The sequence below is a fragment of the Bradyrhizobium sp. CCGUVB1N3 genome, from assembly GCF_024199925.1.
Taxonomy (GTDB): domain Bacteria; phylum Pseudomonadota; class Alphaproteobacteria; order Rhizobiales; family Xanthobacteraceae; genus Bradyrhizobium.
The window spans coordinates 8,605,841-8,621,615 of the sequence record NZ_JANADR010000001.1; the positions used below are offsets into that span (position 1 = coordinate 8,605,841).

11 protein-coding genes and 3 pseudogenes are annotated in these 15,775 nt (G+C 58.7%); 5 read left to right on the top strand and 9 right to left on the bottom strand.

The annotated features are described in order from the left end of the window. Positions 1 to 2 precede the first annotated feature (2 nt). Positions 3 to 467 (bottom strand): hypothetical protein, encoded by a 465-nt coding sequence (locus NLM33_RS40660; RefSeq protein WP_027528676.1) that lies wholly within the window; start codon positions 465 to 467, stop codon positions 3 to 5. Between the two features lie 210 nt (positions 468 to 677). Here NLM33_RS40660 and NLM33_RS40665 point away from each other — a divergent pair, with 210 nt between their 5' ends. Then, positions 678 to 2,282, top strand: a complete 1,605-nt coding sequence (locus tag NLM33_RS40665) for a peroxidase family protein (RefSeq protein WP_254104036.1) — start codon at positions 678 to 680, stop codon at positions 2,280 to 2,282. 404 nt (positions 2,283 to 2,686) lie between these two features. Here the strand turns inward: NLM33_RS40665 and NLM33_RS40670 are convergent, their stop codons facing one another. The 4 genes from NLM33_RS40670 to NLM33_RS40685 all read right to left on the bottom strand — a co-directional run bounded on the left by NLM33_RS40670 (position 2,687) and on the right by NLM33_RS40685 (position 6,946). Continuing rightward, positions 2,687 to 3,046: a hypothetical protein gene (locus NLM33_RS40670; RefSeq protein ID WP_254104037.1), complete on the bottom strand. Its 360-nt coding sequence runs from the start codon at positions 3,044 to 3,046 to the stop codon at positions 2,687 to 2,689. A gap of 683 nt (positions 3,047 to 3,729) precedes the next feature. Beyond that, on the bottom strand, positions 3,730 to 5,433 hold the full coding sequence (locus NLM33_RS40675; protein WP_254104038.1) for an outer membrane beta-barrel protein: 1,704 nt from the start codon (positions 5,431 to 5,433) through the stop codon (positions 3,730 to 3,732). A gap of 401 nt (positions 5,434 to 5,834) precedes the next feature. Beyond that, on the bottom strand, positions 5,835 to 6,011 hold the full coding sequence (locus NLM33_RS40680) for a hypothetical protein (RefSeq protein ID WP_254104040.1): 177 nt from the start codon (positions 6,009 to 6,011) through the stop codon (positions 5,835 to 5,837). Positions 6,012 to 6,784: 773 nt separating this feature from the next. Further along, positions 6,785 to 6,946 (bottom strand): hypothetical protein, encoded by a 162-nt coding sequence (locus tag NLM33_RS40685; RefSeq protein ID WP_254104041.1) that lies wholly within the window; start codon positions 6,944 to 6,946, stop codon positions 6,785 to 6,787. A gap of 436 nt (positions 6,947 to 7,382) precedes the next feature. Between NLM33_RS40685 and NLM33_RS40690 the strand changes: the two genes are divergently transcribed. The 3 genes and pseudogenes from NLM33_RS40690 to NLM33_RS40700 form a co-directional block, all read left to right on the top strand. Next, positions 7,383 to 9,506: a hypothetical protein gene (locus tag NLM33_RS40690; protein WP_254104042.1), complete on the top strand. Its 2,124-nt coding sequence runs from the start codon at positions 7,383 to 7,385 to the stop codon at positions 9,504 to 9,506. Positions 9,507 to 9,957: 451 nt separating this feature from the next. Continuing rightward, positions 9,958 to 10,713 (top strand): Ulp1 family isopeptidase, encoded by a 756-nt coding sequence (locus NLM33_RS40695; RefSeq protein ID WP_371930052.1) that lies wholly within the window; start codon positions 9,958 to 9,960, stop codon positions 10,711 to 10,713. Between the two features lie 40 nt (positions 10,714 to 10,753). Beyond that, a pseudogene (locus NLM33_RS40700) lies at positions 10,754 to 10,864 on the top strand (ATP-binding protein); the annotation flags it as partial. Positions 10,865 to 11,110: 246 nt separating this feature from the next. Here the strand turns inward: NLM33_RS40700 and NLM33_RS40705 are convergent. Beyond that, a pseudogene (locus NLM33_RS40705) lies at positions 11,111 to 11,785 on the bottom strand (DDE-type integrase/transposase/recombinase); the annotation flags it as partial. Between the two features lie 407 nt (positions 11,786 to 12,192). On the opposite strand from NLM33_RS40705, the pseudogene NLM33_RS40710 reads away from it, so the two are divergent. Then, positions 12,193 to 13,063: pseudogene (locus NLM33_RS40710) on the top strand (PAS domain-containing protein); the annotation flags it as partial. 440 nt (positions 13,064 to 13,503) lie between these two features. Here the strand turns inward: NLM33_RS40710 and NLM33_RS49965 are convergent. The 3 genes from NLM33_RS49965 to NLM33_RS40720 all read right to left on the bottom strand — a co-directional run bounded on the left by NLM33_RS49965 (position 13,504) and on the right by NLM33_RS40720 (position 15,738). After that, the gene (locus tag NLM33_RS49965; RefSeq protein ID WP_371260621.1) at positions 13,504 to 13,611 is read right to left on the bottom strand and encodes a hypothetical protein; all 108 of its coding nucleotides are present in this window, start codon (positions 13,609 to 13,611) and stop codon (positions 13,504 to 13,506) included. Positions 13,612 to 13,683: 72 nt separating this feature from the next. Then, positions 13,684 to 13,971, bottom strand: coding sequence for a 30S ribosomal protein S21 (gene rpsU / locus NLM33_RS40715; RefSeq protein ID WP_035665512.1), 288 nt, complete (start codon positions 13,969 to 13,971; stop codon positions 13,684 to 13,686). A 735-nt stretch (positions 13,972 to 14,706) separates the two neighbouring features. Beyond that, positions 14,707 to 15,738: an IS110 family transposase gene (locus NLM33_RS40720; protein ID WP_254096564.1), complete on the bottom strand. Its 1,032-nt coding sequence runs from the start codon at positions 15,736 to 15,738 to the stop codon at positions 14,707 to 14,709. Between the last annotated feature and the right edge of the window lie 37 nt (positions 15,739 to 15,775).

Consider the following 15,775-nt stretch of genomic DNA (forward strand, 5'->3'; position numbering starts at 1 on the left):
TTTTATTTCAGCAGGGGGAGGATCTGCTTCACGGTGCGAGGACCGTAGGCGTGGAAGAGATATCCCTCCGTTTGCTCCCAAGGATCCTTCTCGTCATACACCGAGTTGCCCAGCGACCTGATTTGCAATTTCTTGGATGCTTCGAAGAAGGTCTTCTCGTTATTCACCTGGTCCCAGGACCCCGGGCCGTTGGCGAGCGTAAAGATCTGCTTGAAGAGATCCGGAAGGTTCAGCCGGAAAAACTCGGCATATTCCTCATGACTGCCATCGTACTCGGTGAGCACGACGAAGTATTTTCGGTCAGGCGTGATAAGCACCCGCAGGAAGTGAAGGATCTGCGAATCCCTGGCGGCCTTTTCGATCAGTGGCTGATCGCGCGTCGCGAAATTCGCTTCGATATCAGCGAGCAGCTTTTGGCTTTCGGCGTCTTGCCGGATTGGGACGAAGAGATTCAATGCGTGGGCCATCTTGGCATCTCACCTTAAAAATTACTGTCAGTGGATACGAATTCAAAAACCAATAGCGAAATTCTATGACAGGAAGCGGTTTGTCGCCAGAGCATCCTTAGAGTTTTTTTATCATAGAGGACTTTTCAAGGTTGTATTGAGCTGTCACTATGCCATGCATTTTTATTCACTTGCCGAGATGCCTTCAGGCTTCATTATGACGGGTGCTGGATGGGACCCACGCCAGAAACGATTGCGCAGCGCGATACGAGCAGAGATGGTCTGCGCAACAAGATTGAGAGTTTTGTTCTCACACACGGCCGGCCTGTTTGGGGATTTATCAATCGACAGCCCTGGCTCAGCAGGATCGTCAATCGCGTCATCGTGAACGATGCCGTCGGCAAGGCGCCGTTTCGGCCGCTGCTTTTGAGCACGATGGCGGATTATCCCTCGTGGTCTTCGCTGACTGAACGCACGTGGTTCTCCCGCTATCTGCCGCCGAAAGATATCCCGAACCTGCCCCCCATCGAGGATTTCGCGTATCTTTATGTGACCCGGGCATCAGGTCCACGACTGTCGGATAAGTCCACGCTGCTGTTTCCGACGTTTGCGCAGTGGTTCACCGACGGCTTCATGATGACGTCCGCTTCGGACACCCGCCGGACCACGACCAGCCATCAGATCGATCTGGGTCAGCTCTACGGACTTACTGACGACGTGCAGCACGCGCTGCGGACTCTCGATAACGGACCCGGCAAGCGCGGCAGGTTGCTGTCCGAGATCGTCGGCGGTGAGGAGTGGGCGCCTCGCTTGTTCGACGACCACGGCGTCCGCATCCCGAGATTCGACGCTCTGCCCGCGCCGATGAAGATGCCGGACAGCCTGCCCGCCGACCGCAAGGCGACGCTTTTCGCATTTGGCGGGGAACGGGCAAACTCCACGCTCTTCACGGCCGCGATCAATACGCTGTTCCTGCGCGAACACAATCGCTTGTGCGGCGTCATCGAGGCCGCGAACCCCGGCTGGGACGATGAGCGCGTCTTTCAGACGGCCAGAAATGTCAGCGTGGTTCAGCTGATCAAGGTTGTCGTCGAAGAATACATCAATCACATCTCTCCCTACTGGTTCAGGCTGCTGAGCGATCCCTCGCCGTGCTACACTGCTGGCTGGAATCGCGAGAACTGGATTCCGGTCGAGTTCAACCTGCTCTATCGCTGGCACAGCCTGGTGCCGGAGACGGCCGTCTGGAACGGCGCTCCAATGCCGATCAGCGGAGCTCGCTTCGGCAATCAGCCCTTGTTGCGAGATGGGCTGGGAATTGCGCTCGACGGCGCCAGCAAATCGCAGGTCTGGCGTCTCGGATTGTTCAATACCGCCGAATTCCTTCGGCCGGTCGAACTCGCCAGCTTGAAACAGGGGCGCGATAATCGCCTGGCGTCCTACAACGACTACCGCGAAAGAATGAAGTACCCGCGCGTGACCCGGTTCGAACAGATTAGCGGAGATCCCGAGGTCGTCGCCGCCCTGAAGCGACTTTACGCCAACGATGTCGAGCGGGTCGAATTTTTCGTCGGCCTCTTCGCCGAGGATCCGCCGGAGCGTTCGGCAGTCCCGCCGTTGATCGGGCGCATGGTCGCGTTGGATGCCTTTTCGCACGCACTCACCAATCCCTTGCTTTCGCCGCACGTTTTCAAGGAAGAGACATTCTCGCCCGCAGGTTGGGCTTCGATTGCCAAGACATCTTCGTTGCGCGATCTCGCTGACCGGAACCTTCCGAACGGCACGGCGGGCCTGCGCATCTCGATGGACCTCCCGACACACCTGTCAGTTGCCTGATCGAAAGGACAAATAGGAGCATTGCCATGGCGCCCGAAAGGCCCACCTTCGAAATCGGTTTTGTGCTTGCGGGAGCGATTTCGGCCGGCTGTTACGCGGCCGGTGTCATGGACCTGCGCGGCGTGCCGTATTCATTCAGTTCGACGCTTTCGGCATGCTCAACCACGCTGACGTGGGGCCTTTTCGGCTACCCCACCGGGTTTGGAGACGGTTCGGCTCGGCAATGTAGCAAGTCAAAGCTGACTCGCGTTGTCCCGGGACGATCCCGCAGAGGCCCACGAACAGCTGAAACGCGTCCTCAGTCCCGCAAGCTTGACCGGCCGCAATGCCGTCTCAGGCAGACGCAGAGTGCCGATTCGAGCATTGTCCCTGCGATTTAGTCAAATCAGACTCTAGCGTCCAACTTACCGACGCGACATGTCTTTCAGCTCCTTGCGACGTTCTGCCATGAGGTGTCGTGCTTCGGCTGTATCGAAACCGGCTTGCTCTAGCTGTTGAATCGTCCCCGATAATGCGGCGATTTGGGCCTGGATCTGGAGCAACTTGATGGGCCGCTGCTCTTGCACCTTGATGTACCCGCTGAGGAGCGACTTCCGCGCGCGCAGCATTGCTCCTAGTCTGAAGATGGGCAGCTTCGAAGTCTCTGCCAGATAATATACTTTGCGCCGAAGCTCCGGTGATCCAAACAGGTATTCAGCGATCGCGGCTGCCCCTACCAACATGTCATCGCCGTATTCGTCGGGGCTGTCGCTCTTCGGGTCCATTTGTCCTCCCAATTGCTGTTGATAGGTCCTTCGCGGCTGCGAAAGACATCCCCGGGGCAGATAGGTCGGAATATTCGCTTGAACCTAGCTGGCCGGTCTCTTGGGTGGACTGCCGAAAACAGGTAACTCCGCGATGTTTGCCCGCCTCTTGTCTCGAAAAGCTGGCTTGGGGAATGTCGCTATTGTCTTTTTTTGGTAGCCCCAAAGTCAATTTCAAAAAGCCGCGATTTCAAAAGGTTACAAAACATTCCGGTCAAATGCGCTTACATGCACACGTTCGTATTGCGAGCGCCGCCGCTGGCGCATGCGCGGTCATGCAGTCGTGTTCTGCCGATTCGTCGAAGCGCCTGCGTCAGATCTTCCGGCGCCTGGTCGAAGGGAACGTCAATCGCGAACGAAGTCTCGCGTATGTCGTCGGATATGAATGATGCCGCTCGGCATTCTCGTTACCGATCATTCCGATTCCTTCCGTGCCGATTCCCAATCCTTCCGCTCTCGAAACGGCTCTCGCTAACCTCGATCTCCGATCAACCGCAAAGAGGAGATAGTTATGAAAGTCATCACCATTGGAAAAAGACTGGTCCCAGTCGAGCAGGTCGCATTCGTCGAGCCCTTCGATCCTTCAGCCGGTGTCACTACCGAAGCTTCATGATGGCATCGAACGGGTCTGGAGCTAGGCTGACTCAATCGAACCTATAGGAAGCCTGAAAAAACGTACCCCAGCGCTCCATGCTGAATTTCGAAAACTGAGTCCCAGCGATGAGTCCCGGGCCATCACAGCCTGTGCATGTCGCTTCACCGAACTTTTTGGTCCACATTGCCCAGTAGCGCCCGCCGACGCCGACGCTGAAGTTTTTGGTGATCAAGTAGGACAACACGCCTTCAATCTGGATCCCGCCGCCTCCATTCCCGCGTTGTTCAATGAAGGTGGTCGTCGGGCGCAGCAGATGATTGTCACGCCCTTTGAAATCGGTCCAGGGCAGGTAAGCGACGTCCGCGCTCAAACGCCAACGCTCGGTGAGCATGGTTTCGGCGCTTAGGCCGACACGAGGTGCATTCCACTGAGTATCTTGGCTGCCAACGACTCTGTAGTCGCCGGGAGGCAGGCATGTAGTCATCGGATTGGCGATCTGTACACACCCCGTCGAGTCGGAACTCTGTTCGTAGTAGCTCCAGCCGATAAATCCGCCGACCTTGTAGTTGGTGCCGCGCAGGAGATCGTAACCGGCATCGGCCGTGTAATAAGTGAACCTCCCGTTTGCCTGGCCGGATATCGTGTTGACATAGGAAAGCGGCCCCAAGCTCCAATCTTCATCGTTGATGTTTCCTTTGTCGAAGCGTCCGAGGCCAATATTGCCCTTCAGGAATACTCCCCACGGGCTGTCAACACGTCCAAATGCTTCCCCGGAAAGCCCGTCGAGGCGGTGGTAGGTGAGCCTTGATACAAGAATGTTGGGATCTACAGTAGCGATCTCGACGGGCACAGCGCCTAAGTTCCATTGGAATCGTCCCCGGCTGAGCCAGAGCCGCGATCCGCCTTCAAACGACCAACCGGCGGCGTAAGCCATCGGCGGCGCGACGGCGGGTGCTTTCGCGTACAACGGTGCATCGGACCACTGCGTCCACGGGTCGGCGCCAAAATGGTAGTTCAATCCGATTTTTCCGATGTGATAGTTGCTGGACAGGCCCGTTGTGTTCGCCGGAAGAATTGCGAATGGCGGATTTTGTACCGTCGGAGGAGTCGCGACACTTGGCCCACCGAAATGCAGATAGTTGTACTCTACTTTGACCGACCATGCAGGCGTAAGCGCTTGCTCGACGCCCAGCCCGATGATGCCACCGAGGCGACCATAGTCGAAGTGGGTCTTCTGCTGTGGCCCGAGGCCTTCGAAGTTGTTGACGATGTCGCCCCGATTGTTTTGCCAGGCAACGCCTCCCTTGAGATAGGCCAGCGTGTGACCCAGCGCGCCAAACGCGTAACCGACGCGACCGGTCCCGGTGGCAAAGACGTTGGGACCAGTCTTGCAGTTTGCGCTCACGATAAAGCCGGATGCCGCGAGGCAAGTATTTGTGCCCTCGGAGACAGCCCCGCTTGCATCGAGTTCGACGCCAAACAACCAGCCGTTGTTCTGCCAGTTAAAGCCGAGCTGGCCGCCTGCGAGAAACACTGGGGTATCGACGACGCCCCCATAAATTGACGGACCGTACGGATTTCTGAAGGAGGTTCGGCCGTAGCCGCCGCCGACGTGCCCGCCAATATAGCCTCCCGACCAGTTCCACACAGGAGCAGGCAGTTTCACTACTGGCACAAGGTCTGCCGCATTGGCTGCACCTATTGCGACGAGCGCAATTGTTGTGGCTCCCGAAAGAAGAACTCCAGACCGCATCGAACACTTCCCTGCATTTTCTCGGTCCATAACCGAGCGTCCTTGTTGTCGCCAGCAAACCGTCGGGGCGAACCAGACGCTAGCAGCGACGCGCGGCAAGTCCGTCCCGAAGACCATCGCACTGCGATTGGTGATGATGCCGTGAACCGAGCAAGTTGCGTGCCGAAGTGAATTCGCAGATTATGGAGGCACTTCGTAGTGGGGTGTAGCGTCAAATTGCTGACATTGGTCTCAAGACCGACAGCCGGCGCACGTGCGCCCACAATGCGCTTGTCTCCCTCGACTACCGGGACCAAGCGCTCAAGATCGAACTGTTCGAATTGAACAAGGCCCGCGCCCGGCCAGGGCACGGCTGTTAATCCCTCACGGCTGCCGAGCTTGCACAGATGGCGGTGTTCGCCTTACCGAAGTTCAAGCTCTCTGATTGCAAGGGCCGCAATTTCCGCCGGGTCACGGACAACGGTTTGTGCAATCTTGATGATCGTCCTCGCGATCATCTCCGTTAGCGGATCGTCACCATCCTTCACGCAAAGGATATGGAGCGCTCGCTTGTAAGCCGCCGTGATGCGGCTGACCATTTCAGGCTCCATCGCGGCGTCTCGAACTAATCGTTGAATAATGCCCATCTCTCAACCGGAAATTCGGCATCGTCTCCCTCCCACCTGAGACGAACCATGAACGTTTCCCCCGAACGGAGTTCACCGAGAGAAGCAATGCTACAGCGTGAAATTTAGTAGTTCATCGCCCGATGGGCACTCCAGACGCCATCTACCAACCCTGATAGGTGCGTCTTGTGTGTCTTCGGAGATACGATACGATACGATACGATACGATACGAGGCGGGTATAAGGGCCGGCTGCGTGGGGTAAGAGAACAAAGAAAATGACTGATAGAAGCGTGCTTTGGTTCGGGCTCGGGGGCTGTGTTGGCCTTACTCTATGGCTGTTTTTGACCGGCGGGCTAGCCGGTAAGGGCGGTGGCGTCCGTGCGGATGACAAGCCTTCAATCGACAAGGTTAGATCAACCTGGCGAGCGCAGGATGGTGAGACGGCGGAGGAAATCTTTGCCAAGGTCTCGACGGTAGCCCACTTCGTTCCCAGGGGATGGGAGGTTGGCCGAAAGACCGACGCTGGCGTACCCGTTGTCTTTTCATGGACCAAACACCGGTCTGATAAAGCGAAGGACGAATATGCGGTCACTTGGGAGGTGGCACCCGATGGCACAATGAAACTTGTGGCTCCGTATTTCTCGCAAGATTCTCCACGACTGGATCAAGGCGTGGAGGGCCGATAGGCCAGACGGGTTGAACCGCAAGCGCGGACCCAAGCCTGGCCCCCGCAAGCTGAAGCCGCTAGCGACGTACGACGACAAGCGCTCCGCCCTCGCGCTCGCCAAAGCGCGCATCGCCGAGCTCGAAGGGCTGGTGGGGCGCCAGCAGATGGACCTCGATTTTTTCGACAAGCCTTGCGCGCCTTGGAGCGGCCGCCAGCGCAAGGCAAATCCGCATCCGCATCGTCGAAGTCATCCAAACGATGACTTCTCAGGTAACAGACGCAAACGCCGACGTGCATTGACTATGCCGCCTCGCGGGCCTGCCGCGCGCGACGTATTTCCGATCCCTTGGCAAGGGATTGTCAACTCCTCGACAGCGAACGCTCCTAGCATGAGACTTGGATTTCGACAGCCGACCGAAGCTTTCGAAGCGGCTTGCTGGCTTGCTCGGAGCGCAGTCGCGTGGGTTGCATGACTGATGTCGACCGCGTGCGGTCTAAAGGAGCTGACCGCGATGTTGTCCGACAAGATGCCGACCGGCGAGCGCGGCAGGTAATGGTGGCTTGTTTCTGGTTTTGACCTCAACGATCGGCTTGCTCAAGCTGGACCTCCGGCCCGTCGTCCGAGCTTCGCTTCGGAGGCTGTGAAAACAACTATCCCCATTTGAGGAGAGTGGCGTGGAAGCCAACTATTGCGACCCATTCAATACGGGCGCCTGGATGCACCAGTACGCTGCCTTGCAAGAGCGGCAGCGGGCAAGTCGAGAAGCTGACAACGTGCCGGCGGATCAAGCGGGCTTTGAGCAGCAGCTGAGCGATCTGCACCTCAGATCCTCTGATGAGAGTTCCGCAGAAGGGAGCTCGCCTGATGCTGGTTCGCCGGTTGCTCGCCCCGCAGAGGCGCATGGAAGAATCCAGCGCACTGATGTCGGCGGTTCGATGCGGATGCCGTCACCATTCAACACGCGGGATAACTGGCTCAACAACACGCGCTACAGCGTCGACCTGCCTCGTGCTCGTAGCTCGAGTGGCGACGCGCCGCCGTCTGACTTGCAGGACGGGCTGTTCAGCAGCACGCGCTATACGGCGCCATCGGAACTGCAGCCTGTAGCGCGCACGAAGAAGAAAAAAAGCCGGGGACTGTGGTCGCGCTTTAAGTCAGTGGTTGGTGGTAAAGCGTTTGCGGGAAGTCGCGGCAAAAAGTCGCCCAGCGGCTCGGCGTCGGACGTGGACATTTCAACAGAGTTTCAAGTGTATTATGCCAAGCGCGGCCGCGAGATCGAGCCCTACGAGGATGACGAACAACTCATTTCCATTTTCAGGAGCGCAGCCGAGCGGGACCGCATGAACCCTCGCACTGTCGCGAATATTGCAAGCCATCTGCGCAACTTGAGCGCTTATCTTCGCCAGAACGAGATGGCGCCAATGGCCGACCGGGTTAACAACGATTCGTTGGATGCGGATGCGGCGAGATATGCTAGCACTAATCCGAGCATCATTGGCGCGTTGAGAAAGCTGCGGGCGGCCTGTGCCGGACAAACGATTGATTTCGCCAAGCGCGGCCGCGAGATCGAGCCCTACGAGGATGACGAACAACTCATTTCCATTTTCAGGAGCGCAGCCGAGCAGGACCGCGGAAACCCCTCCACTGTTCGGAATACGGTAGGCCACCTGCGCAACTTCGGCGCCTATCTTCGCCAGAACGAGATGACGCCAATGGCCGACCGGGTTAACGAAGAGTCGTTGGATGAAGATGCGGCGAGTTATGCTTGCACTAATCCGAACATCGTTGGCGCGTTAAGAAGGCTCCGGGCAGCCTATGCCGGACAACCAATCGATTTCACCAGACGCGGCCGCGAGCTCCAGCCCCACGAGGAAGACGAGCAACTCATTTCCATTTTCAGGAGCGCAGCCGATCGCGACGGCATGACCCCTGGCACTGTCACGAATATTGCAAGCCATCTGCGCAACTTGAGCGCCTATCTTCGTCAGAACGACAGGGCGCCAATGATCGGCCGGATTAACGATGGTTCGTTGGATGCGGATGTGGCGAGTTATGGCAATCGGGATATCGCTGGCGCGTTGAGAAAGCTCCGGGCAGCCTACGCCGGACAACCAATCGATTTCAAACGCGGCCGCGGTGTCGTCGTGGGTCTTCACTCCGAAGACGCGGAGCTGCTGGGGAGGTTCGAGGCAGCGGTAAGGCGGGCTCAGGTTCCCACAGAGACCATCAAACGAAATCTGGGCCATCTTAAGAATCTTGCTAATTGGCTCTTTGAAAAGGACAAGGCCCCATTGGCCTCTCGGTTCCGCGGTGAGTCAATAAGCAACGATATCCTGGAGTATAGGGACAAAGGGGGCGACCCTTGGGACCGCTTCAGGTCGGCGCTAACTCATCTCCGAAGGCTCGGACCCGGTGAAGAAATCGAACAACTCGGGCCCGGCCCCCGCGTCATGGGACCTCGCACGCTGGATCCTTATCCCGACGACGCGCGCCTCATCGAAGACGCGACCAGGCAAGCCTTACACGACCTTGGAAAATCGACCTCAAGGCAGAGGATGCCTACCAATAACCGGGCTAGCCGTCTTCGCGGGCTCAGTGACTGGCTCCGAAGGGAGCAAAGGGAGCCCATAGCTGGCCGGGTCAACGGCAGCGAGCGCCAGCAAAGTGAGCTGCAGAAAGATGCTCGGGACTACGCGGGAGCCACTAACGACTGGCACTTAAGGCGAGATTTGAACGAGCTTCGGAAGTACGAACAACTCGTTGAGGCGAACCAGGCACTGGGGTTGCCCCCCCCCTGAGCAGGCGGATTGGCTGTGGGGACCTGCCGAGTCGCAAGCGGGAAGTTTTGATCAGGAGCAGCTCTGGCGGGAGGCGGAGCAAGCTGGAGGGCAGGCACCCGCCGGGTGGGACCATCCATGGTCGGGGCCGTCGTCGCAGTCCGATCAGCCTGCCGGGTCGCAGACGGTCAGCTACGATCAGGAGCAGCTTTGGCACGAGGCGGAGCAAGCTGGAGGGCAGGCACCCGCCGGGTGGGACCATCCATGGTCGGGGCCGTCGTCGCAGTCCGATCAGCGCGCCGGGTCGCAGACGGTCAGCTACGATCAGGAGCAGCTTTGGCACGAGGCGGACCAAGCTGGAGGGCAGGCACCCGCCGGGTGGGACCATCCATGGTCGGGGCCGTCGTCGCAGTCCGATCAGCCTGCCGGGTCGCAAACGGTCAGTTACGATCTAGCCGAAGCCGTATGGGCGATGCTTACCGGATTGGCAGGCCAGTCCTCAGCGCAGCCGTCGTCAGACTTCTTCCGCGGTGTTGGCTATCCCGTCAATTTGCCGTCCACCCCGCGGGAGCTGCGAGATGATGCTCATTATGCGCCGGCATTTCCGAGCACGACCTCCGATGCGTCGAAAGCGCCGGCCCCCGACCGCAGCGGGCGGGTGCTCGACACTAGGGAATGGCTGGGTGACCAGCATATTCTGCGGGATTACGAACTGCTGATGCAGGACTTGCAGCGGAACAATCCGGACCTCGCCGCCCGGACGCGGTTGGTCGATCCCCTCATCGCCCACTATCAATTGCGCCTGGGGCCTGCGAACGTGATGCTCGCCACCTTCCAGCGCATTGTAAATGTGAATGGTAACGATACAGCCGACTTTCTGTTCGTGCCAGTGAACGACGCCAGTGCTTCGGATCCTGTTCTCCGGGGCACCCACTGGTCGCTGCTGTTCGTTGATCGTCGCGATCGGGAGAGTCCAGTTGCCTATCACTACGACTCTAACCGGGGACAAAACGACGAGCGTGCAGCAATGTTCGCACAACGGCTGAGTGCTCGTCTGGAGCCGGTCCGCATGACCCAGCAGCGGAACGACTATGATTGCGGTGTCTTTGTGCTGGACGGTACGCGGGCGCTGGTTAGGCGATTGGCGCAAAGACGACGACCAGCCGTGCTGCATCTTGACAACCTCGTCGCCGACCGGCTGGCACTGCGAAACAGACTAAGGGGTTGACGTCAGCCTCTGCTGATAGAGCCGGTGGAGTGCGGCGCGGCACGAAGTTATCGGGGATCCCACGCTCGCCGACGCGATACTGGATCGTCTCGTCCATAACGGTCATCGCCTCCAGCTTGCCGGCGAGATCATGCGAAAACATAACGCCAAACCATCACCCTTGACGAGCAGCCAGGACGCTGACCCATCACCGCCTCGGCCGGAGGGGCTGCTCACGATCAGTAAAATGTGCACAGAAGCGGAAGGAGAAACACAACCCGCGCAACAAATCAGGGGGGCTTCCGCATATTTGGTGCAGGTCGTGGGATTCACGGAAGGCGCGAATAAGGTCAAAAGGTCGATATCGCAGATCAAAAGAAGCCGATGAGGCGCTCAGCTTTGTAGGGTTCTGGTCACATCATTTCAGCGCAGCGAACGCCCGATCAAAGCGATAGTCTGGGATTCTGATCCGCTCTTTTGTAGGGTCGAAGCGGGATTCCACCTGGTCTGTGAACGGGGTGATGTTCGCCAGGTCGCAGACGCGATCGACCGGCGTGCCACCGCCGAGTGCGGTATGCGGGCGGCGCCAATTCCAATGATGTTGCCATTCGGCAATCCGATCCTCGATGTCGGCGGCCTTCGGATCGACCGTTGACCAGAACTCCTCGAGGTCTGCCCTTTGAGTCCGTTCGACTTTGCCATTCAGATGCGGTGAGCGCGGCTTTATGGGACGGAACTTTATCGCCCGGTCCATCAGCGTTTGCTGCACAGGCTCGGCAAAGAACTCGCGGCCGCGATCGGTCTGGATGCGCTGAATCGGAAACGGCGTCTCCTCAATGAGGCGCTCCAGGAAGTCCAGCGCGTTGGCCGCTGTGCGTCGGCGATAAACGCCCAGCACCTTGTAGCGAGAGCAATCGTCAATCGCCGTATACTGGTAAACGCCCGGCGCGATCTTGCAGACGTCCATCTGCACCCGGTCGCCGGGAACTGGCCGCGCGTAGCGCTTTGTGCCCTTCATCTTGCGGCGCGGCCGCTTCAGTACCGGCTCACCGTGGCGACACAACACGCGATGCAGCGTGTCGAGCGAGTGCGTGCCGCATACCGTGGCCGCACTGGCGCGATGGCCGGCATCCGAATCGGTTAGTAACATTTTCCTACGCGTGGCGTGCCGCGGCACCGCTGTCCTGCTGATTCGATTTTCTTCTTGCTTCGGAAAATAGGAAGAAAGTAGAGAGACGCGAAGAACGAACTCGGCAAAGGCAGCTCGACGGCCTACGCCGATCCACGAGCCAGGGCGATCAGATTTAGCGGCAAGGCAATGTCCTGCCCCTGTCCTCCAAAGGCGCTGGGCTAGTTCTCGCAGGCGGCGCCGCATTGTCCTTCGCTTCGATCTGAAGATCCACGGGGACGGCTACGAAGCAGTGCCTGTTCTACACGTATCGAATGCCATCTCGGCCCTTCGTTCTTGCGGCCCGAGAAAATCGAAGGAGACATCAGGGAATGTTCGGACTTTTCAAACAGGGTGAATTGGAGAAGGCTGCCGCCATTGACCGGTCGCAGGCCGTCAGCGAATTCCAGATGGACGGGACGGTCATTGCGGCCAACGAAAAATTCCTGAAAATGATGGGATACGCCCAGTCGGAGATCCAGGGCCACCATCACCGCATGTTCGTTGACGCAGATGAGCGAGACTCGAACCGCTATCGCGAGTTCTGGGCCCGGCTTAACCGCGGTGAATGCCTGGCCGCTGAATACGAGCGCGTCGCAAAAGGCGGCGCAAAGGTCTGGATACGGGCCTGCTATAATCCAATCTTCGATGCTACGGGACGGCCCTCGAAGGTCATCGCATTCGCAACCGACATCACCGCGCGGAAGATGCGCAGCATGGAGGATGCCAGCCAGGTCGCCGCCATCAACCGCTCGCAGGCCGTGGTCTCTTTCAAGCTCGACGGGACGATCGTACGCGCGAACGAACACTTCCTCCGCGCCATGGGACACACGCTCGCCGAAATCGAAGGCGGGCACCACAGCATGTTCGTCGATCCGGCCGAGCGCGATTGCGCCAGCTACCAGGAATTCTGGACACGGCTCAACCGCGGCGAATGCCAGGCCGGGCAATTTCCGGCGAATTGCCAAGGGCGGCCGGGAAGTATGGATGCTGGCAACCTACAATCCCGTTCTCGACGAAAAGGGGACGCCTTTTGCGGTGGTGACATTCGCCACCGATGTGACCAACCAGAAGCTAGAGGCGATTGATACGTCCGGACAGATCGAGGCGATCGGCAGGTCGCAGGCCGTCATCGAGTTCGGCATGGATGGCATGATCATCACCGCCAACGCGAACTTTCTCAAAGCGGTGGGTTATTCGCTACCCGCATTTATCGAGGCGGGTTCAATCCACTGTGAAGCGAGCCCATAGCTTCGGAATTAATCGGGTCTGCGGGAGCTTGTGCTTCGTATATCGTTGGGCAGTTAGTACACCTCAAGGTTCGGTGCTGGAACCCCGGTCTTCCCGGTACAACCCTGAGAACTTCCGCCTTGCCTCCGCACCTCGGGCAGCGGGGCCACATCGTCTCGCGGGGTGAAAGCTTGTTAGTGAGCTGCGCGTCGAGCATGCGACGCTCCCTTCTGCTGTGAGGGCGGGAGCACAACACTCTCCGTCACCGATAAAGGCCACGGGCGGCGCGGTGATGACGGCAGCCTACGCCCAACGTACGCACCGCGTTTAGCAAAAAAGATACATAAAAACCCGGCGAAAGGTGCCAACTGCGGCAGCGTCAATGCCTTGTCTGGTCCATTTCGAACGTGAACTTAGCCTTGCAGCACCGGGCCGTTGTCATCTCGGACTTCGATGGCCATTCGGTGCCGTGGGGAGCTGTCGCCGTTACCCCTGACTGCGTTCTTTGCCATGTCTACCAATGAGCGAGCAGCTTCTTCCTGTACGGATTCAATGTCGGGGAGTTCTATCCCTTCAAGGCGCAGCCGAATTGGTTATGGTTGTTTGGGGTTCGTAGCTGCGACGCTCGGGAGCGCGCGGGTCGGACGCTTATCATTGGGTTTCTTGACTGGGGCGGCAATCAATCCCTCTCGAATAGCCTGTTTCCGGGCCAGCTTGCGAGCGCGGCGAATCGCCTCGGACTTTTGGCGGGCCGCTTTTTCCGAGGGCTTCTCATAGAAGCTCGCCCGCTTCATTTCTCTGAACACGCCTTCGCGTTGCATTTTCTTTTTCAGAACTCGAAGTGCCTGCTCGACATTATTGTCGCGAACCAAGACTTGCATTCGTCAGAACTCCTAGTTCGCTGCACCATGTCTGAAAAGACGCAGCCTGCGACGCAGAGCGCCGCGACAACTTAAGTGGCCGACTGTCATATGGTTCCCCGCCGACTACGTCAATCCAGAAGAGAGAAACTAAATCGGACTACGCGCGTCGTAAGCAGATGGAAATCCATCTTGTTCGAGTCACGACCGATGACGCAGAGCGCCGGATTTGGCTGGCTGCCACGCCGCGTGAGGAGGCCGTGGATCGTGTCCTCGACGCAACTCCCGAGGGCTGGACAGCAACTCTGATTGAAGAAGGGCTGAGCGGAGAAGAGTCTGCGAACCTCGCCATGCCCCCCGGGAGAAGTCAGAGAGATGCCTTCGAAAACGCGCCTGTCCTAGGACGGTATCATCCGATCACGCTTGGCCGCTCCCGAGGGCCGCCCTCCCTAACATGCCGATCGAATGTCTGTTGAGGGTCATGTGTGGACGACGCCCGCGTTGCAAGAAGAATCTGACGTTCGGCTTGCGGTCGGGTGCAAGTCATGTGTCCGGCCTGTTTGCGCGGCAGTATGACCGCTGGCCCTGATGTAGTCCGCGGATCGGGTCCCAATCATTTTCACGGGCTTTATGCCCATGACCCAGAAGCGGGTTGTCCCAATCGACGGCTCGACCGTTTCGCATCACGTCATCATCACCCTCGCAATTCGATTGTCTTGCTCCGCCGTCGCCTCACGCTCCCATTGCCAAGCCTCTTCAGGCGGTTGCAGCGAGCTCCGGCGCTCGATAGCGTCCTCCTTTGGCCATGATCGCCCAAGCGATGCGCGCCATCTTGTTGGCAACGGCAACGGCGACGAGCTTGGCCGGCTTCCTGGCCAGTAGCCTCATGACCCAGGGATGCTTTTGCGGATGCCGCCGGGCGTGTTGAACAACGGCTGTTGCACCGATGACGAGCAACCGTCGAAGATAGCGATCTCCCTGCTTGGAGATGCCGCCGAGCCGCTCCTTGCCACCCGTCGAGTGCTGCCGCGGCACAAGTCCGATCCATGCGGCAAAATCCCGACCGGATTTGAAGCCACTCGGGTCTGAGACAGTGGAAGCGATGGCCGTAGCCCCGATCACGCCTATCCCAGGCACGGTCTCGAGGCGGCAGCTCATGTCGTTGGCACGATGATGGGTGTGAATTGCGCGATCCAGAGCCCCGATCTGCGATTCCAGAGCAGCGAGTTGATCGACAATGGCCTGCAGCGCCTGTTTCATCGCGGATGGAAGGGCTTCGCGATTGCTCTCGTCTGTGATGATCGCGGCAAGCTGCGCGAGACCTTCGCGTCCCATCTCGGCCACCAGGCCGAACTCGGCAAGGTGGGCTCGGAGCGCATTGATCAGCTGCGTGCGCTGGCGGATTAAAAGATCACGCGTTCGATGCAACATCAGCAAGGCTTGCTGATCGGCCGACTTGATCGGCACGAACCGCATCGATGGGCGTGTCACGGCCTCGCAGATGGCGGCTGCGTCGGCAGCATCGTTTTTCGACCGTTTGACATAGCCCTTCACGTAGCTCGGCGGCATCAGACGCACGGTGTGACCGAGCTTGGAGACTTCACGCGCCCAATGATGGGCGGTTCCGCAGGCCTCCATACCGACCAGGCAAGCAGGAATCTTCCTAAGGAAATCGATGACCTGCTTGCGCCGCAACTGACGGGTGATGACGACCTTGCCCGCGCTATCCACGCCGTGCACTTGGAACACGTTCTTGGCGAGATCAATGCCAATGTTGCTTACCTGCATGCGGACGCCCCCCTCCGGTGATTTGTTGTTCAACGAT